Annotated in this window: 17 protein-coding genes; 8 read left to right on the forward strand and 9 right to left on the reverse strand. The window is 61.3% G+C overall.

The genetic code is table 11. The features are described 5' to 3' along the window. Positions 1-209: 209 nt before the first annotated feature. Positions 210-2,123 (reverse strand): L,D-transpeptidase family protein, encoded by a 1,914-nt coding sequence (locus tag RWK44_RS06970; RefSeq protein WP_168284405.1) that lies wholly within the window; start codon positions 2,121-2,123, stop codon positions 210-212. 92 nt (positions 2,124-2,215) lie between these two features. Continuing rightward, positions 2,216-2,482: a hypothetical protein gene (locus RWK44_RS06975; RefSeq protein WP_155248891.1), complete on the reverse strand. Its 267-nt coding sequence runs from the start codon at positions 2,480-2,482 to the stop codon at positions 2,216-2,218. A gap of 61 nt (positions 2,483-2,543) precedes the next feature. Here RWK44_RS06975 and fumC point away from each other — a divergent pair, with 61 nt between their 5' ends. Beyond that, the gene (gene fumC, locus RWK44_RS06980; RefSeq protein ID WP_168284406.1) at positions 2,544-3,935 is read left to right on the forward strand and encodes a class II fumarate hydratase; all 1,392 of its coding nucleotides are present in this window, start codon (positions 2,544-2,546) and stop codon (positions 3,933-3,935) included. A 132-nt stretch (positions 3,936-4,067) separates the two neighbouring features. Here the strand turns inward: fumC and RWK44_RS06985 are convergent, their stop codons facing one another. Continuing rightward, complete coding sequence (locus tag RWK44_RS06985) at positions 4,068-4,901, reverse strand: VCBS domain-containing protein (RefSeq protein WP_131642406.1); 834 nt, start codon at positions 4,899-4,901, stop codon at positions 4,068-4,070. A gap of 193 nt (positions 4,902-5,094) precedes the next feature. Here RWK44_RS06985 and RWK44_RS06990 point away from each other — a divergent pair, with 193 nt between their 5' ends. Then, the gene (locus RWK44_RS06990; RefSeq protein WP_168284408.1) at positions 5,095-6,702 is read left to right on the forward strand and encodes a fumarate hydratase; all 1,608 of its coding nucleotides are present in this window, start codon (positions 5,095-5,097) and stop codon (positions 6,700-6,702) included. Between the two features lie 25 nt (positions 6,703-6,727). Here the strand turns inward: RWK44_RS06990 and RWK44_RS06995 are convergent, their stop codons facing one another. Next, complete coding sequence (locus RWK44_RS06995) at positions 6,728-6,934, reverse strand: hypothetical protein (protein ID WP_077979208.1); 207 nt, start codon at positions 6,932-6,934, stop codon at positions 6,728-6,730. A gap of 347 nt (positions 6,935-7,281) precedes the next feature. Here RWK44_RS06995 and RWK44_RS07000 point away from each other — a divergent pair, with 347 nt between their 5' ends. After that, positions 7,282-8,349 carry a GGDEF domain-containing protein gene (locus tag RWK44_RS07000; RefSeq protein WP_131642404.1) on the forward strand — a complete coding sequence of 356 codons (1,068 nt, stop codon included), beginning with the start codon at positions 7,282-7,284 and terminating at the stop codon, positions 8,347-8,349. A 199-nt stretch (positions 8,350-8,548) separates the two neighbouring features. Here RWK44_RS07000 and RWK44_RS07005 read toward each other — a convergent pair whose 3' ends face one another. Beyond that, positions 8,549-9,160, reverse strand: coding sequence for a pyridoxamine 5'-phosphate oxidase family protein (locus RWK44_RS07005; protein ID WP_168284409.1), 612 nt, complete (start codon positions 9,158-9,160; stop codon positions 8,549-8,551). Positions 9,161-9,196: 36 nt separating this feature from the next. Next, positions 9,197-10,177 (reverse strand): alpha/beta hydrolase, encoded by a 981-nt coding sequence (locus RWK44_RS07010; protein ID WP_168284410.1) that lies wholly within the window; start codon positions 10,175-10,177, stop codon positions 9,197-9,199. Between the two features lie 47 nt (positions 10,178-10,224). Here RWK44_RS07010 and RWK44_RS07015 point away from each other — a divergent pair, with 47 nt between their 5' ends. Then, positions 10,225-10,692, forward strand: coding sequence for a MarR family winged helix-turn-helix transcriptional regulator (locus RWK44_RS07015; RefSeq protein WP_077978337.1), 468 nt, complete (start codon positions 10,225-10,227; stop codon positions 10,690-10,692). Between the two features lie 2 nt (positions 10,693-10,694). On the opposite strand, the gene RWK44_RS07020 is transcribed toward RWK44_RS07015, so the two are convergent. Beyond that, complete coding sequence (locus tag RWK44_RS07020) at positions 10,695-11,885, reverse strand: low temperature requirement protein A (RefSeq protein ID WP_168284412.1); 1,191 nt, start codon at positions 11,883-11,885, stop codon at positions 10,695-10,697. 63 nt (positions 11,886-11,948) lie between these two features. Then, positions 11,949-12,323, reverse strand: coding sequence for a gamma-butyrobetaine hydroxylase-like domain-containing protein (locus RWK44_RS07025; protein WP_168284413.1), 375 nt, complete (start codon positions 12,321-12,323; stop codon positions 11,949-11,951). A 136-nt stretch (positions 12,324-12,459) separates the two neighbouring features. On the opposite strand from RWK44_RS07025, the gene moaA reads away from it, so the two are divergent. Further along, entirely contained in the window at positions 12,460-13,506 is a 1,047-nt protein-coding gene (gene moaA, locus RWK44_RS07030; RefSeq protein WP_168284414.1) for a GTP 3',8-cyclase MoaA, read from the forward strand. A gap of 275 nt (positions 13,507-13,781) precedes the next feature. On the opposite strand, the gene RWK44_RS07035 is transcribed toward moaA, so the two are convergent. Next, entirely contained in the window at positions 13,782-14,567 is a 786-nt protein-coding gene (locus RWK44_RS07035; RefSeq protein WP_316028593.1) for a class I SAM-dependent methyltransferase, read from the reverse strand. Between the two features lie 115 nt (positions 14,568-14,682). On the opposite strand from RWK44_RS07035, the gene RWK44_RS07040 reads away from it, so the two are divergent. The 3 genes from RWK44_RS07040 to RWK44_RS07050 are packed head-to-tail and all read left to right on the forward strand — an operon-like array spanning position 14,683 to position 17,643. Further along, positions 14,683-15,819 carry an ABC transporter substrate-binding protein gene (locus tag RWK44_RS07040; protein ID WP_316028594.1) on the forward strand — a complete coding sequence of 379 codons (1,137 nt, stop codon included), beginning with the start codon at positions 14,683-14,685 and terminating at the stop codon, positions 15,817-15,819. A gap of 7 nt (positions 15,820-15,826) precedes the next feature. Beyond that, positions 15,827-16,897 carry a FecCD family ABC transporter permease gene (locus tag RWK44_RS07045; protein WP_316028595.1) on the forward strand — a complete coding sequence of 357 codons (1,071 nt, stop codon included), beginning with the start codon at positions 15,827-15,829 and terminating at the stop codon, positions 16,895-16,897. Continuing rightward, positions 16,891-17,643, forward strand: coding sequence for an ABC transporter ATP-binding protein (locus tag RWK44_RS07050; RefSeq protein WP_221943681.1), 753 nt, complete (start codon positions 16,891-16,893; stop codon positions 17,641-17,643). Before RWK44_RS07045 ends, RWK44_RS07050 begins: the two co-directional genes overlap by 7 nt. Positions 17,644-17,645: the final 2 nt, after the last annotated feature.

The following is a 17,645-nucleotide window of genomic DNA, read 5'->3' on the forward strand; positions in this document are numbered from 1 at the left end:
CCCCAAACAGTCATCGTCGCAGCCCGCAAAGCGGAAGATGGGCCGGAAGGTCGTGCCGCTTGCCGATCTCCCCACTTGTGGGGGAGATGCCCGGCAGGGCAGAGGGGGGTGTCACACGGTACGTCCTCTCTACTTTGTTTCTGTGCTCATGGCCAAAAAAACAAAACGAGCGGCCCGAAGACCGCCCGCCAAAACCATTCAAACTAGCGTCAGATCTGCGCCCCACGCGCCTTACTCGTCGCGTCGAAAGCCTTGTCGACATAAGCGTCGCGGCCGTAGACGTCGTCGAAATATTCCACCACGCCGTCTTTGTTCGGCCAGGCGGTGAAGTAGGACACGTAGACCGGGATCTTCTCCGGCACGCGGGCCGCATGGTTCTGCCCGCTGGCGATCTGCTTGGCGACGTCGTCGACCGTCGTGCCGAGCACGGCGGCCGCCATCGCCCGCGGATCGGCAAGGCGCACGCAACCGTGGCTCAGCGCCCGCATGTCGCGCTTGAAGAAACTCTTCGACGGCGTGTCGTGCATGTAGATCGCGTGGCTGTTCGGGAACAGGATCTTCAGTTCGCCGAGCGCATTGTCGCTGCTTGGCGGCTGGCGCACCGAAACATTGTTGGTCGAGCCGTACCAGTCGACGCTCGACGAGGCGACGGCGTGGCCGTTCACCTCGACCTCATAACCGAGCTGGTCGAGATAGTTCGGATCCGAGCGCAGCTTCGGCAGCATCTCGTTGATGATGATCGACTGCGGCACGCCCCAGAAAGGGTTGAACTCGACCGTCTCGATTTCGTCGTCGAAGAAATAGGTCTGGTTGTTCTTGCCGCCGACCACCACGCGCATCGACAGCTGTTCCTTGCCGTCATTGTGGTAGTAGACCATGTAGGCCGGCTGGTTGATCATGACGTAGCGGGAACCGAGATCCTCCGGCAGCCAGCGCGCCTGCTCCATGGCGACGACGAGCTTGTCGATCTTCGACGCATTGGTATCGCCGCCGGTCATGGCGCGCACGGTCGCCTGGCCGATGACGCCATCGGGCTTCAGCCCGCGCTCTTTCTGGAAATCCTCCACCAGCGAAACGATGTCGGGCGAATAGTCGATGCTGCCGGCGTAAGCAGCAAGCGTTGCCGCATGATCGGTCTTCAGCGTTTCGGAACCGTGCCTGCCGATCGCCTTCACGATATTGGCGATCTCCGGCGAGCTGTCGCCAGGCCTCAGCAGCCTGTCGAGCGAAACGACGATTCGCTCCTCATTGCCGCCGTCGGCGGCGCGAAGCTTGGCAAGCTCCGCCTTCAGCGCCTGGAATTGCGGACTATCAGGCGAGCGGCTGGCGATGTAGGCGCCGACATTGGGGCTCATGCGGGCAAGTTTCAGCACCGGGGCCAGATTGACCACCTTGCGCTGGAAGTCGTGATAGCCGGAGATCTTGTTCGGATCGATGCGGCCGCGCACCGTGTCCTGCACGAAGGCGAGCACCTTGGCGGAGAGATCGAGCTCGAACTGTGTCAACGCCCGGTCGCGGAAGGCGGGATCGGGATTGGCCGGGTCGATATCAGGCGTCTGGACGGCGTAATCCGCCGGGTCGAGGCCAACGAAGGACGCATCGGCAAGTACCAGCATCGCCGACTTGGCGCGGTCGTTGATCTGGTTGCCCTCGACCCAGACGAGCGGATTGCGGCTGTCGCCGTAGTAGGCTTCAAGCGCCTTTGCGACGTCGGTATTGGCGCGCACCTTGGCCTGCGCCAGGAAACGGCGCTGCACGGCCGGCTCGGCGCTGGCATCACCGCTGCCCGAAACATCGGCGACCGCGCCGGTGACGACGGGATCGGCAAACCTGCCGGTATCGACGAACTGCAGCGTCTCGGTTTTGTAGGTATAATAACGCGGACCGCTCACCTTCGGCAGCGGCGCTTCCGGATCGAGCCCGCCGAGCGAGCCACCGACGCCGCCGCGCGAGCCCACACGGCCGGGCGGCATCTGATCCATGAAGATGGTGCTCTGCGTCCGCTGTCTGTCGCCGCGCAGCATATCCATCAGTGTATAAGCATGCGCGGGTGCGGCACTCATCATTGCCACGCCGCAGGAAAGTGCCAATGCGGATACCGCGCTTTTCAAAACGAACGTCATATATCTTCCAGTCCGGTCATGCTGTTCTTGTCACGAGCGCAAGGCTCAAGCTCAAATCCCGCGAAACTCAAGCAGCGTAGGGGCCTCATTGATCAGAAACCGGCCTGCGCCGCCAGCGCCGGCGGACTCAATTTTGTGTGACGGAGATCCTGCACGGCGCCGCCCAGCAGTTCACACAAAATTATGAAATTATTAGTTAATTTTTTACCGAATTTTCGCCGCCAGACCAGTCCGGCGAAAACGCCCGGACGCATAAAATTTCCAAAGTGGCCTAAAAGGCACGCCGAAAAGCCAGCGCAAACATGACTGCCGATTTCAATATTTCGCGCGGCGTCCAGTTTTCTTGTCGGACTTTCCAACCTATAAGACCTCATCTTTCGCAAATGCCCGAAAACAGCATGTAAAGGGAAGGCAAGGCCGATGACCGCAACCCGCACCGAAACCGATACTTTTGGCCCGATCGACGTCGCCGCCGACCGATACTGGGGCGCCCAGGCCGAGCGTTCGCTCGGCAATTTCAAGATCGGCTGGGAAAAGCAGCCGCTGTCGATCGTGCGCGCGCTCGGCATCGTCAAGCAGGCCGCCGCCCGCGCCAACATGGCGCTCGACCAGCTCGATCCTGCTCTCGGCAAAGCGATCGTCGACGCCGCCCAGGAGGTGGTCGACGGCAAGCTGAACGACCACTTTCCGCTGGTCGTCTGGCAGACCGGTTCAGGCACGCAGTCGAACATGAATGCCAACGAGGTGATCTCCAATCGTGCCATAGAAATGCTCGGCGGCGTCATGGGTTCCAAGAAGCCGGTGCATCCGAACGATCACGTCAACATGAGCCAATCGTCGAACGACACCTATCCGACGGCCATGCACATCGCCTGTGCCGAGCAGATCGCCCATCACCTGCTGCCGGCCCTGAAGCACCTGCATGCCGCCCTCGACATGAAGGTCACCGAATTCAGCCACATCATCAAGATCGGCCGCACCCACACCCAGGATGCGACGCCGCTGACGCTCGGCCAGGAGTTTTCGGGTTATGCCGCCCAGGTCGGCTCCGCCATCAAGCGCATCGAAATGACCCTGCCCGGCCTTTGCGAGCTCGCCCAGGGTGGTACTGCCGTCGGCACCGGCCTCAACGCGCCGGTGGGTTTTGCCGAAAAGGTCGCCGAAGAGATCGCCGCCATCACAGGCATGCCTTTCGTCACTGCGCCGAACAAGTTCGAGGCGCTCGCCTCGCATGACAGCATGGTCTTTTCCCACGGCGCCATCAACGCGGCAGCCGCCGCCCTCTTCAAGATCGCCAACGACATCCGCCTGCTCGGTTCCGGCCCGCGCGCCGGCCTCGGCGAACTGGCGCTGCCGGAAAACGAGCCCGGCTCCTCGATCATGCCCGGCAAGGTCAATCCGACCCAGTGCGAGGCACTGACGCAGGTCTGCGTCCATATCTTCGGCAACAACGCGGCTCTGACCTTCGCCGACAGCCAGGGCCATTTCGAACTCAACGTCTACAATCCGATGATGGCCTATAATTTCCTGCAGTCGGTGCAACTGCTCGCCGACGCCGCCGTCTCCTTCACCGACAATTGCGTCGTCGGCATCGAGGCGCGCGAGGACAATATCAAGGCCGGCCTCGAACGCTCGCTGATGCTGGTGACCGCCCTCGCCCCAAAGATCGGCTACGACGCAGCCGCCAAGATCGCCAAAACAGCGCATAAGAACGGCACGACGCTAAAGGAAGAGGCCCTCGCCAGCGGCTTGGTGACCTCGGAAGAGTACGACGAGATCGTGCGCCCGGAAACGATGATCGGGCCGAAGTAGGAAGGTCGCATAGGCCACAGCCCCTCATCCGGCTGCCGCCACCAACCGGGGTCGAGCCACAGGTCTCGACCCGTCCTTCGGACCCCGCTCGCGGGGAGAAGGGGATGCCGCAACGCCTCGACTCCCTCCAGCCTATAGCAAGGCAAACAGCGAAAAATTGTCCATCACGACGGAATTGCCCATGAAGTCGAAACGGATTTCTTCGATGTCTTCGAGATTGACTTCGAGAGTGGGGCCGGTGACCTCGAGCTCCTGCTGATAGACGATCTGGCCGTCGTTCAGCGCGGTGAGCGTCAGGTGAAAGGGCGCTGCCGACAATTCGGCAATCGAAACGCTCTGAAAGGTGAATTCCCCGCCATCGAGCATTTTCAAGCTTACGGGCGCAGAACCTGGCGATAGAACGGTATCGCTGAAACCGTCCTCGGTGATGGCGTCGACACCCGGGATGGTATCATAGACATACCCGTTCAGAAGCGTCACCTCGTGGCTTCCATTCACCGAGAGCGCAAAGTTGCGATAATCAGGCAGAGAGAAATTATCGGCCCTCGATGTGACGCCCAAATCGTCGAAATCCAGGATTTCGTGGTATTTTTCGCCTTCGTTGACGCCGTCGATCGCAAGGGTCAGCACGCCGAGGTCCGTGCCCCCTGAGCCATCGGACATCTTGAAGCTCAACTTCTCGATGAGCTGATCGTATTTCGTTAAATTTTTCACGACGTCGAGCGTGTAGTCCAGCTCGTACTCGAAATGACCGTCAGGTTTCAGTCTGAAGGTTCCGTATTCGCCCCTTATGATCGTTTCGTGGTCAGGCCCATGTTTGGCGTCGATACGCACGCCATTGACGAAGCGAACATACATGTCCGCTCCCTCGGGATCGCTGGAGAGGCGCAGCAGATTCCCACGGATCCAATTGTCTTCGAAAAAAACGAGAAGGTCGTCGACAGCAGTTGGCTTTGCATTTGTCATTGGAAGCCCCGGCAGGTTAACGCTGCCGGGAATATGTACTGGCCTCCAACAGAAGGCAACTTGAAGTCGTCTTTTTGTCGGACCGATTTCGACGGTTCGCCTCATCCGCCGCGCGTGGTCCTGATTGCTTTTGCCCCGCAGCGGATTTAGACCGGTTCCAATCTAGCGATGCCCCACCAGAAAGGTCACTTCGATGGCTGACGATCTCTTCCCCCTCGGCAAGGATACCACCCCCTATCGCAAGCTCAGCGGCGACCATGTCTCGGTCGATACGTTCAAGGGCCAGGAGATCCTGACCGTCGAGCCGGAAGGCATCCGCCTGCTGGCGGAAACCGCCTTTGCCGACATCAACCACTTGCTGCGCCCCGGCCATCTGAAACAGCTCGCCTCGATCCTCGACGATCCCGAGTCGACCGACAACGACCGTTTCGTCGCCTACGATCTCTTGAAGAACGCCAACATCGCCGCCGGCGGCGTGCTGCCCATGTGCCAGGACACCGGCACGGCGATCATCATGGGCAAGAAAGGCCGCAGGGTCTGGACCGAGGGCGAGGATAGTGCGGCGCTGGCTCGCGGCGTCATGGATGCCTATGAGAAGAAGAACCTGCGTTACTCGCAGCTCGCGCCGGTCAAAATGTTCGAGGAAAAGAACACCAGAAACAATCTGCCGGCCCAGATCGACATCTACGAGGAAGGCACCGACGCCTACGAATTCCTCTTCGTCGCCAAGGGCGGCGGCTCGGCTAACAAGACCTTCCTTTACCAGGGCACGCCCTCGCTTTTGACCCATGACCGGATGATCGACTTCCTTAAGGAGAAGATCCTGACGTTAGGGACGGCAGCCTGTCCTCCCTACCATCTGGCGATCGTCATCGGCGGCACCTCGGCCGAGATGAACCTGAAGACCGTCAAGCTCGCCTCCACCCGCTATCTCGACGAGCTGCCGACCGAAGGTTCCGAGAGCGGCCACGCCTTCCGCGACATCGAGATGGAGAAGGAAATCCACAAGCTGACCCAGCAGATGGGCGTCGGCGCCCAGTTCGGCGGCAAATATTTCTGTCATGACGTCCGTGTCATCCGCCTGCCTCGCCACGGCGCCTCGCTGCCGATCGGCCTCGGCGTCTCCTGTTCCGCCGACCGTCAGGCCAAGGGCCGGATCACCCGAGATGGCATCTTCGTCGAGCAGCTCGAAACCGATCCGTCGAAATACATGCCCGAGATCGACGAGGCGAAACTGTCGGAATCGACGGTGCGCATTGACCTCAACCGGCCGATGGCCGAGATTCTCGCCGAACTCTCCAGGCATCCCGTCAAGACGCGCCTCTCCTTGACCGGCACCATCATCGTCGCCCGCGACCTAGCGCACGCCAAGATCCGCGAGCGGCTGGAAAAGGGCGAAGGCATGCCCGATTACCTGAAAAACCACCCGGTCTATTATGCCGGCCCCGCCAAGACGCCTGTCGGCTACGCCTCCGGCTCCTTCGGCCCGACGACGGCCGGTCGCATGGACAGTTACGTCGATCAGTTCCAGTCTTTCGGCGGCTCGATGGTGATGCTCGCCAAGGGCAATCGGTCGCGCGCCGTACGCGAGGCCTGCAAGAAACACGGCGGCTTCTATCTCGGCTCGATCGGTGGCCCTGCCGCCCGTCTTGCCCAGGACTGTATCCGCAAGGTCGAAGTATTCGAATATCCCGAACTCGGCATGGAAGCGGTCTGGAAAATCGAAGTCGAGGACTTCCCCGCCTTCATCGTCATAGACGACAAGGGCAATGATTTCTTCCAGGAACTGAATTTGGGGTGATTGGCAGGCTGCGTTGCCGCCCGTTCTACCGCGCCGACGCCTTATCCGACGCGGCGACATTCCGCGCTGTCACCGCCTCGCCCACGCTCACCACATCCCCGGCATCGACCCTTGCCAGGATCTCCGTGCGGAAAGCGCCGGCGAAGAAGCCGGTGTGCTCCAGCAGCAAGGTGCCGGCGGCGAGGACGGTGAATGCGAGGATGGCGAAAGAAATATGACGGGAGGTTTCCACGATCTCACGCCCTGGCTTGCAGGCTACGATCGGGTTTGCCGCCAAGAAATATCACTCCAAAATACCGGCACCGCAATACGGAACGGCCAAAATCAGCTGTCGACAAGATGAATACGGTCTCCGGAAGAGAAGAACTGTAAGTTTTTCAGACACCGCTCCCGCTCAACGAGTATGCACTGTCCCGCTAAAGATACGTTTTTCCGTGAAGAATCATAGGTCTGATCGAAGTATTGACCCATGGGGCATTTGTCGTATGTAATCCTTGGTATATATCGCTTTAATCTTTTCCCAACAAATTTAAGCTAACAAATAGAATATTGCCTTTGAATATATGAGGAGTTCGCCGGATGAATACGGCTGTCGCGCCCAAGGTGCAGATCCCCGACGTTGCGGGTCAGATCACCTATGCCATGCGCTCCATGGGCGTCGCGCCGATACCGCGCAATTACCAACTCTTCTACGAGGCCTATATCGGCTCTAATCCGGCCCTTACCCGCGAGCTCGCGGCCCTCGGCGGCCAGGTGACCCAGGCCGAACTCGATGCGCTCGGCGCGCAGCACTTCACCCACAGCCCGGCCCGTGTCTTCGACGATGCCCATACGCGCATATCAGGCGAACTCGACGGCCTGTTGCGCATTCTCCGGCAGGAGCAGAGTTCGCTCGAAAGCTACACCAGGCTGCTCGGCGAGACCCAGAAGCGCATCACCTCCAAGAGCAATGCAAGCGTTGAACTGATCGAAAACGCCATTGATCTTCTCAGCCAGGCGACCGGCGATACCATGGCGCATGGCGAACGCACCGTCGAGGACGTCATCCAGCGCTCTCAGGAGATGGATCAGGTCCGTAAGGAACTCGACGAATACAAGCGCATCGCCAACACCGACTCGCTGACACGCCTTTCCAACCGGCGCGCTTTCGATGACCGCCTCGCCGCTGTCTTCAACAATCCCGGCATGCGGCCGGTAACGGCGCTGCTGCTCTGCGACATCGACAATTTCAAGAAGATCAACGACACCTACGGCCATCCGGTCGGTGACAAGGTGCTCGCCACCGTCGCCTCCGTCATCCGCAGCAATGTCCGCCGCGACATCTTCGTCGCCCGCACCGGCGGCGAGGAATTCGCCCTCATCGTCGACGGCAACACGCCTGAAGAGGTGGCCGCGATCGCCGAGCGCATCCGCCGCACGCTGGAGGCAACCCCCTTCAAGAATTCCCGCACGCGGGTAAATTACGGCCCGGTCACCGTCTCGATCGGCATCTGCATGGCCTCCAATGCCGAGGATGCCGGCGAACTCTACAGCAAGACCGACATCGCCCTCTACGGCGCCAAGAATGCCGGCCGCAACTGCACCATCCTCTATCAGGACGGCATGCAGAAGGATTTCACCAAGAGCTGGCTGATCTACAAGACGTGACGGCCTCCCGCGCTGCGCGCACGCGGTCGCCGGTGACGGCGACACGCTGCTGACGCTCCGGCCAACTCCTCTTTCATCATGCTCGAGCTTGTCCCGAGCATCTGCATCCGGTGCAGCAGAGGCACAAGGCCGAGGATGACGTCGAGTAAAGGGCGAGGTTTGTCAAAAAGCTGAGCCGTCACAACAGATGACGGCGGTTTTACCACATCGTCTTCGCCGCCCGCCCAGGCCATTCCCGATCGTAGGTTTCCTGATCGAAATCGCCGGTTGCCGCCTTCAGCATCTGCCCGGGCGTCGGTAGCTTTGCCGGATCGGCGAAGTGTTCTCCATTCCAGAGTTCGGCTCGCATCACGGCGCGCGCGCATTGGAAGTAGACCTCGTCGATCGAAATGACGACGACGGTGCGCGGATGTTTGCCGTCCATCTCGAAGCTTGAAAGCAGCGCCTCATCGTTGGAGACGACGCCTCGGCCGTTGATGCGCATCGTCGTGTTCGAGCCGGGGATCAGGAACATCAGTGCCAGTCTCGGATCGCGCACGATGTTGGACAGCGAATCGACCCGGTTGTTGCCGCGCCAATCCGGCAGATGCAGCGTCTCATCGTCGACGACGCGCACCACGCCGCCGAGATCGCCGCGCGGTGAACAATCGAGCCCTTCCGGCCCGACGGTCGCAAGCGCTGCAAACGGCGAGCTCTCGATCATCTCCCGATAGAGCGGGGTCAATTGCTTCGTCACCTTGGTGACGGAGGCCGGCGAAAGTCCGGCCCCGTAGATCGTGTTGAGCTCTTCGATGCTGCTGATGATTTTCATGAGACGTCCCGCCGCGGCTTGATCTTCGCGAGGACGCTACAATGCCGCGCGTTTTGCCGGAAGCTCAAAAAAAGGAATGATCTCCGCATCTTTTTTGATGCTTTCGTCGGGTACTTCACCCGCGCCCCGATCGCCGCCGAGAAAAGCCGCGATCGCGGCAAGAACCGGCGCGGCGCCGATGATGCGCCGGTGGCCGAAGCCGTTCGCCCAAAGAAGCCGAACGCCCGTCCCCGCCGCGCCATAGCGCCTGGCATGGAGAGACGACACCTCCTTGTCATCTTCGGCATGGATGACGAGCACCGGCCGGCCGATGACGCCCGCCGCCTCGCCGGCGTCGAAATCCTCAAGTCTCCGTCCGGTGACGCGATGGACCTCGTTCTCCAGTGTCGCTTGCGCTGCAGGGCGAAGATTGACCATCCGGCCGAAATCGGTAAACAGCCAGCCCATCTCGCTCGGCGCACCGATCAGCACCAGTCTCTCCGTGGTGACAGGCGCCACACCAGGCAGCAAGCCTGCCGCCGAGACCATCAGTGCCGCACCGCCGAAGGAATGGCCGATCGCCGCGTCGAATGCGCCGAAGCGCGCCTCGGCCGCCGCGATCGTCTCGACCGCAAGCCCCATATGAAGGAAGCGCCCGCCGGAACGGCCGTGGCCGGGAAAATCGAGCGCCACGACCTCCGCGCCCGTTGCCGAAAGCATCGAGACGAGTTCGGCCATATAGGCCGCGCTCGATCCCCAGCCATGTGTCACCAGGTAGCGCTTGCGTTTGCCCCTCGCCCCGCCGTTCAGCCGATAGGCATGCGCTTGGCGCCCGCCGGCGAGCCGGAGGGTGAAGCGTTCGGCGCCGGCAAGTAGGGCCGCGCCCGCTGCATGCGCCGCCCTCGCCTTTGCTCCCTTCGGCTTGGCCGATGGCGTCCGGCAGAACAGCCGGAACGCTACTCTGCCTGCCAGGTCAGGCGAAACCGCCTGCAGCAGCGAAAACCCGAGGCGGGTGACGTCAAGCGCAAAGTTTGCCATAGTGGGATTCCAAAAGACTGTTCAACACTGAACAATAAAGTACAACGATGAACAAAAATCAATCCCTTCCCTGGGATCATCCGCGTTTTCGCAGCTGGATCGCGGTGGCTCGCGCCTGCCAGCTTATGCAACAATCCCTCGCTCGATCGCTTGCCGATCTCGACATCAAGCCGCCGCACCTCGATATCCTGGTCAATCTCTACCGTTTCGAAGGCATCTCGCAGCAGGAGTTGGCGCGCAAGCTGCTGGTCGGCCGCTCCAATATGAGCATGCTGCTCCCGCAGATGGAGAAGCGCGGTCTGATCCTTCGCCGCGATGACGAGCGCGACAAGCGCGTGCTGCGCCTCTATTTGACACCAGAGGGCCGAAAGCTGAGTGAGGAAGCCATGGCCATCCAGACGGGCCTCATCGACCGCGTTCTGTCGAACGAGCCGATAGAGCAATGCATGGCGACCGCCGATTCGATGGAGCGGATCGTCACTGTGCTGCTGAAAGATCTGCGCGACGAGGACTGAGTTTAATGCAGCGTCGGCGACGCCTCCGTACCGGTCAGCGAGCGGTATTCCCAGGCGGCAACGACGATCAGCACCAGCGTCGCCAGAATGCCCATCAGATAGACCTCGATGAAGGGCGCGACAAAAGCAAGCAGGATCAAAAACACCAAGCCGGCAAGATGCGAGAGCGGCATCCGCCCGCTGGTCGCGCCCTTGAACCAGAGATTGCCGATCAGGAACAGGCCGGAGCCGCCGAGCACGGCTGCGGCGATGCCGAGATCACCTGCTTCATGCGGATGCGAGAACATGAATTCGACCGCAACCGCATGGACGATGATGCCGGCGAGGATAGGGATATGCCCATAGGTGAAGGCCTGCCGCGCCAAGCTTCCCGGCGTCTCATCATGCTCGATGCGGTGGGCGGCGCGCCCGTGACCGAAGCGGAAGTAGAGCCACCACATGGCGACCGTTCCGATGAAGGCGGTCGCGAAGATAAGACTGGTCAGGCCTGAGATCGGCAGCTCGGAAAAGGTGCGGCCGGAAACAAGGATCGCTTCGCCGAGGCAGATGATGACGAAGAGCGCGCAGCGTTCGGCCATATGCGCGCCGGAAACGTCCCAATCCCGCGCCGTCGAGCGCCCGAGCCCCGGCACGGCAAAGCCCGCGGCCGGCCCCGCATATTCGATCGCCAGCGCAATCGCCCAGGCGGTCAGCCGGGCTTCATGCTCAAGCAGCCCGCCGGCAATCCAGAAGCCCCCCGAAACCGCGACCCAGTTTGTGATGCGGATGAAATTCAGCGTATTGGCGCGGTCGACGCGCGTCATCGCATAGGTGGCAAACAGCGAGCGCCCGACCTGCATCGCCACATAGGCGCCGGCAAACAGCAGTCCCTTGTCGCCGAAAGCTTCGGGGATGGAGGCAGACAGCAGCAGCCCGAGCATCATCAGCGCCACCAGCATCCCGCGCACCGGCATCTTGTCCGGATCGAGCCAGTTCGTCACCCAGGCGGTGAATATCCACACCCACCAGACGGCGAAGGTCATCAGCGCCGCTTCGGCGGCACCGAGCGGCGTGTAGTGGGCGGCGAGCGCATGCGAGAGCTGCGAGATCGAAAAGACGAAGACCAGGTCGAAGAACAGTTCGAGGAAGGTCACCTTGTTGCTGCTGGCGCTGCCCTTGGAGCGCAGCCAGTTCTTTCCGTTCGTTTTCGCCATATGGCCCCCCCGATGGCTGGAATTATGGGTCTATTGAAAGTGATAGCGGCGCGCTCGCGAGCGTCAGCGCGGCTTCTCCGCCGTATCGCGGTTCATGCCCTTTTCCCTGAGCTCGTCCTCATAGGCGGAAAACAGCTCAGCGCCCCGTTCGCCGAGCTCGCGCAGATAGGTCCAGGTGAAGATGCCGGTATCGTGCATGTCGTCGAAGCCGATCCGGACCGCGTAATTGCCGGTCGGCATCATGGAGATGATCGCGACATTGCGCTTGCCCGGCACCGTCACCTTCTGCCCCGGCCCATGGCCCTGCACCTCGGCGGAGGGCGACAGCACGCGCAAGAGTTCGGCCGACAGGTCGAAGCTCTGGCCGTCGTTGAAGGTCACCACCAGCCGCTGCCTATCTTTCGAAACGCGAAGTTCGCTCGGCCAGATATCGCTCATCATTTTGTCCTCTTCTCATGCGAGGAGTAGGCGCTGATCTTTTTCAGCGCAAGCTGAAATTGGCATGCTCGCGCGGGCTGTTTCCCTTGACGCGACAATAGCATATGCCCACATTGAAGAGAGTACGGAGATACAGGTGAACACCAGAGTCGGAACGATAGGCAATGCAGCGCCGCTGGCGGCGGATGCACATCCGATGATCGACCCCTTCGGGCGGGCGGTCACCTATCTCCGCGTCTCCGTCACCGACCGCTGCGATTTCCGCTGCACCTATTGCATGGCGGAGAATATGACCTTCCTGCCAAAGAAGGATCTCTTGACGCTGGAAGAGCTCGACCGGCTCTGTTCCGCCTTCATCGCCAAGGGTGTCAGCAAGATCAGGCTGACAGGCGGCGAGCCCCTGGTGCGCAAGAACATCATGTATCTGGTGCGCCAGCTCGGCCAGAAGATCGGCTCCGGCCTCGACGAATTGACGCTGACCACCAACGGCTCACAGCTTTCGCGTCACGCCGAGGAGCTCTATGATTGCGGCGTGCGCCGCATCAACGTCTCGCTGGATACGCTCGACCCCGACAAGTTCCGCAAGATCACCCGCTGGGGTGATTTCGCCAAGGTCATGGAAGGCATCGACGCGGCTCAGAAAGCCGGGCTGAAGATCAAGCTCAACGCCGTGGCGCTGAAGGATTTCAACGATGCCGAGATGCCGGAGCTTCTGCGCTTCGCCCATGGCCGCGGCATGGATCTGACCGTCATCGAAACCATGCCGATGGGCGAGATCGAAGAAGACCGCACCGACCAGTACCTGCCGCTTTCAAAGCTGCGCGCCGATCTCGAAGACCAGTTCACCCTCGCTGACATCGATTACCAGACCGGCGGCCCGGCGCGTTACGTCAAGGTCGAAGAAACCGGCGGCCGCCTTGGCTTCATCACACCGATGACCCATAATTTCTGCGAAAGCTGCAACCGCGTCCGCCTCACCTGCACCGGCACGCTCTACATGTGCCTCGGCCAGAACGACGCCGCCGATCTCCGCGCCGCACTGCGCGCCACCGAAGACGACGCCCTCCTCCGCACCGCCATCGACGAAGCCATCACCCGAAAACCCAAAGGCCACGACTTCATCATCGACCGAACGCATAATCGTCCGGCGGTGGCCAGGCATATGAGTGTTACGGGGGGGTGAGAAGCGGTCCCGCAAAGCGGGAGCAATCGATCCAGTGAATCGATTGCAGCTTCGAACGCCCTGAGCCATGCGAAGGGCCGGGATACGGTGCGGCAGACTCCCCTTCTCCCCAGCGGGGAGAAGATGCCCTTCAGGGCAGATGAGGGGGTGAGCGGCGAAGCCGCGAATGCGCTGAGCGCAAGCGAAGGGCAATCAACGCTGTGCCGAGTGGCCCCCTCATCCGACCCTTCGGGCCACCTTCTCCCCGCTGGGGAGAAGAGGGAGCCGCATCCCCATCACCAAGGCTTGCGCGCACAAATCGCAAACCGCTCCTGCACCATCCGCTCCAGCCCCCGCAGGAACGGCATCTTACGCGCCTGCGCCCAATGGATATCGGCGAGTTTGCGGTCGACGACAATATCCGTAAAACCGGCTTGGCGCAGAAGATCGACGACGGCTTCGGCCGGCATCTGGTTGGAGAAATGCACGCGTGAGCGGATCTTCTGGTGCCGCGCCATCATCTCCGGCGACATATGGCTCGCCGGCAGCTTGCCGGTCACCTTCGTCCAGAGCTTCTGCAGGCCCTTGACCCAGGTTTCCTTGCCCATATTGCCGTCGAGGATCAGCACCTTGCCGCCCGGCTTCAATACCGAGAACCATTCCTTAAACGCAGAAGCCGGGTCCACCAGCGTCCAGACGAGATGGCGGTTGGTGATGACGTCGTAGCTGTCTTTGGGCTCCATGGTGTTTTCGGCGTCGCCGGAAACGAAACGGATATCGGTGCCGCGCTTCTTCGCCTTGGCACGCGCCTGCGCCAGCATCGCATCCGACCAGTCGAGGCCGGTGACCGCAAAGCCGACATCATGCATCAGATGCGAGATGACGGCGGTGCCGCAGGCGAGATCGAGCGCCGCGCGCCCTTCGCCCTCGCCTAGATGTTTTCTGATCAGCCGCTGCCAGCCTTTCCGCTCCGCTTCCGAAAAGATTTCATGACCGACGCTCTGGTCGAAGGTCGCCGCCCGTTCCGACCAGAAATCGCGGATTTCGTCGCGGATCGAGTAGTTCGTGTTCATCGAATTCATCTGAAGCACCCCGGCATCGGATCAGTTTGGAAAGGCTCTAAAACATATAACTTGATTCACAAAGTCATATTTCTTATGCCTGCGGACATTATTCAGACATCGGGGGAATTTCCAGATGAATTTCGTTCAAATGCTCGCAGTCTCCGCGGCTGCGATTGCCGGCCTGATGCCGCTTTCGGCCTGGGCGCAATCCTTCACCGTCAAGGATGTCGCGGGCCGCGAAGTGACGTTCGACAAGCCGGTCGAGCGTGTGATCCTTGGGGAAGGCCGCATGCTCTACGCCGTCGCGCCGATCGAGAAGGAAGATCCCTTCGCCAAGATCGTCGGCTGGCGCAACGATCTCTGGACCACAGACAAGGACGGCTTCAACGCCTATGTCGAGAAGTTTCCGAAGGGCAAGGACCTGCCCTTCCTCGGCAACCTGACCGACGGCACATTGCAGACCGAGACGGTTGTCAAGCTTCATCCCGATGTGCTGCTGCTGCCGATCGGCAACAAGACGGCCGCCGACGAGGTGAAACTCGAAGACATGCTGAACGGCATCGGCGTGAAGATCGTCTACATCGATTTCCGCGAGCATATCCTCGCCAACACCGAGCCGAGCTTGAAGATCCTCGGCCAGATCTTCGGCCATGAAGACCGCGCCGAAGCCGTCGCCAGCTTCTGGAAAGAGCAGATGGCCCGCGTGACCGACAAGCTGAAGGCCGCCAATCCGCCGAAGCCGAATGTCTTCATGTACCGCGCCGCAGGCCTGGTCGAATGCTGCGGCACCTTCGGTCCCGACAATTTCGGCCTGATGGTCGATTGGGCCGGCGGCCGCAATCTCGGCTCCGATTTCCTGCCGGGCTATACCGGCTCGATCAATGCCGAGCAGGTCGTCTCCTCCAATCCTGACGTCATCGTCATCACTGGCTCCAACTGGAGCCAGACCAAGAATGCCAAGGACTTTGTGAATGTCGGTCCCAATGCCGCCGCCACCTTCGACGACAGCCGCAAGGCGCTGAACACGCTGGTGGAAAACCCAGCCTTCACCAGCTCCAGGGCGGTTGCCGGCGGCAATGTCCATGCGATCTGGCACCAGTTCTATACCAGCCCCTACCAGTTCGTCGCCGTCCAGCAACTGGCCAAATGGTTCCATCCGAACCTCTTTGCTGATCTCCATCCCGATGCCACCTTCAAGGAATTCCACGAAAAATTCCTGCCGGTCGCCTACCAGCCGGGTTACTGGGTCGACGCCAAGGCGGGAAAGTAAATCCAAAATGGCCGAGATCGCCGCCATATCGATCGAAGCCGAAGCCGGGAGGGAGCGCTACCACGCCCTCGCCCGGCGCAAGCTGCTGATCCTTGCCGCCATGACGACAGCGCTATGCCTGTCCTTTGCCGTCGATCTCGCCTGGGGGCCGGCCCGCTATAGTCTTTCCGAGGTCGTGTCCGCCCTTCTTGACCCCTCCTCCGTTTCGGATCAGGTGCGGGCCGTCGTTTGGGACATCCGCATGCCGGTTGCGGTGATGGCGATCGTCGTGGGCGCGTCGCTCTCCGTCGCCGGCGCACAGATGCAGACAATCCTCGCCAATCCGCTCGCCAGCCCCTTCACGCTCGGCATTTCGGCGGCGGCAAGCTTTGGCGCCGCACTGGCGATCGTCACCAGCGTTCCGCTTCTGCCTGTTGCAGCCGGCCTGCTGGTGCCGGTCAATGCCTTCATCATGGCGCTGATCGCCACGCTCTTCATCCATTTCGTCTCGCAGGCCCGCGGCGTCTCGGTGCAGACGGTGGTGTTGCTCGGCATCGCGCTGGTCTTCACCTTCAATGCCTTGCTCGCCTTCCTGCAATATCTCGCCTCCGAACAGGCGCTGTCGGCTGTCGTCTTCTGGACGATGGGCAGCCTTACCAAGGCCACCTGGCCGAAGATCTGGGTGACGCTCGCCGTGCTGCTGGCAGCACTTCCGCTCTTTGCTCGCAACGCCTGGGCGCTGACGGCCATCCGCCTCGGCGAGGACAAAGCCGCAAGCTTCGGCGTCAATGTCCGCCGCATCCGGCTGGAGACCATGCTCGTGGTCTCGCTGCTTGCCGCAGTCCCCGTCAGCTTCGTCGGCACGATCGGTTTCGTCGGCCTCGTCGGGCCGCATATATCACGCATGATCCTCGGCGAGGATCAGCGCTTCTTCCTGCCGGGCTCTGTCCTGTCGGGCTCGCTGCTCCTGTCGCTGACCTCGATTGTTTCGAAGTCGATCATTCCGGGCGTCGTCTTTCCGATCGGCATCATCACCGCCCTGGTCGGCGTGCCCTTCTTCTTCTCGCTTATCCTCTCAAACAGGAGCCGGTCGTGGTAGCGCTTCAGTTGCAATCGGTTGGCGCCTATCACGGTCGCAAGCTCTTCGTCGAGGACGTGACGACGCCGATGATGAAATCGGGCGAGGTTGTGGCGGTGATCGGCCCGAACGCTGCCGGCAAGTCGACCCTCTTCAAGCGCATCACCGGCCTCCTCAAAGGGCCGGGCCATGTCGTCGTCGAAGGGTCGAAGGCGAAAAACGCCATCGGCTACATGCCGCAGGATACCTCGGCCAACGCGGTGCTGACGGTCTATGAATCCATCTTGCTTGCCCGCAAGCAGGGACAGTCCTGGGCCGTCAGCGACAGCGATCTGCGCTTCATCGACGAGATCATGAAGGCACTGGATATCACCGCCATCGCCTTCCGCGATCTCGGCGCGCTTTCCGGTGGCCAGCGCCAGCTCGTCTCGATCGCCCAGGCGCTGGTCCGCGAACCCGAGATCATGCTGATGGACGAGCCAACCAGCGCGCTCGATCTTCACCGCCAGGTCGAGGTCCTCGACTTCATGCGCCGCCAAGCGCGTAGCAAGGGCATGATCGTGCTGATCGCCATTCACGATCTCAACCAGGCACTACGCTTCGCCGACAAGGTCCTCGTCATCGCCAACGGTCGCATGCACGCCTGCGGCACTCCCCGCGACGTCGTTACCGCCGAGATGCTGCGGGAGATCTACCGTGTCGAGGCCCGGGTCGAGAAATGCTCGATGGAATACGATCATGTGATCGTGGATGGGACGGCGCATTGAGG

Source organism: Rhizobium sp. 25PS6 (genome assembly GCF_032464655.1).
Classification (GTDB): Bacteria; Pseudomonadota; Alphaproteobacteria; order Rhizobiales; family Rhizobiaceae; genus Rhizobium; species Rhizobium laguerreae.

Bases quoted from the DNA above. Each gene is read 5' to 3' on its own strand.
- RWK44_RS06970 (WP_168284405.1), bottom strand. From the start codon at position 2,123: ATGACGTTCGTTTTGAAAAGCGCGGTATCCGCATTGGCACTTTCCTGC.
- fumC (WP_168284406.1), top strand. From the start codon at position 2,544: ATGACCGCAACCCGCACCGAAACCGATACTTTTGGCCCGATCGACGTC.
- RWK44_RS06985 (WP_131642406.1), bottom strand. From the start codon at position 4,901: ATGACAAATGCAAAGCCAACTGCTGTCGACGACCTTCTCGTTTTTTTC.
- RWK44_RS06990 (WP_168284408.1), top strand. From the start codon at position 5,095: ATGGCTGACGATCTCTTCCCCCTCGGCAAGGATACCACCCCCTATCGC.
- RWK44_RS07000 (WP_131642404.1), top strand. From the start codon at position 7,282: ATGAATACGGCTGTCGCGCCCAAGGTGCAGATCCCCGACGTTGCGGGT.
- RWK44_RS07005 (WP_168284409.1), bottom strand. From the start codon at position 9,160: ATGAAAATCATCAGCAGCATCGAAGAGCTCAACACGATCTACGGGGCC.
- RWK44_RS07010 (WP_168284410.1), bottom strand. From the start codon at position 10,177: ATGGCAAACTTTGCGCTTGACGTCACCCGCCTCGGGTTTTCGCTGCTG.
- RWK44_RS07015 (WP_077978337.1), top strand. From the start codon at position 10,225: ATGAACAAAAATCAATCCCTTCCCTGGGATCATCCGCGTTTTCGCAGC.
- RWK44_RS07020 (WP_168284412.1), bottom strand. From the start codon at position 11,885: ATGGCGAAAACGAACGGAAAGAACTGGCTGCGCTCCAAGGGCAGCGCC.
- RWK44_RS07025 (WP_168284413.1), bottom strand. From the start codon at position 12,323: ATGAGCGATATCTGGCCGAGCGAACTTCGCGTTTCGAAAGATAGGCAG.
- RWK44_RS07035 (WP_316028593.1), bottom strand. From the start codon at position 14,567: ATGAATTCGATGAACACGAACTACTCGATCCGCGACGAAATCCGCGAT.
- RWK44_RS07040 (WP_316028594.1), top strand. From the start codon at position 14,683: ATGAATTTCGTTCAAATGCTCGCAGTCTCCGCGGCTGCGATTGCCGGC.
- RWK44_RS07045 (WP_316028595.1), top strand. From the start codon at position 15,827: ATGGCCGAGATCGCCGCCATATCGATCGAAGCCGAAGCCGGGAGGGAG.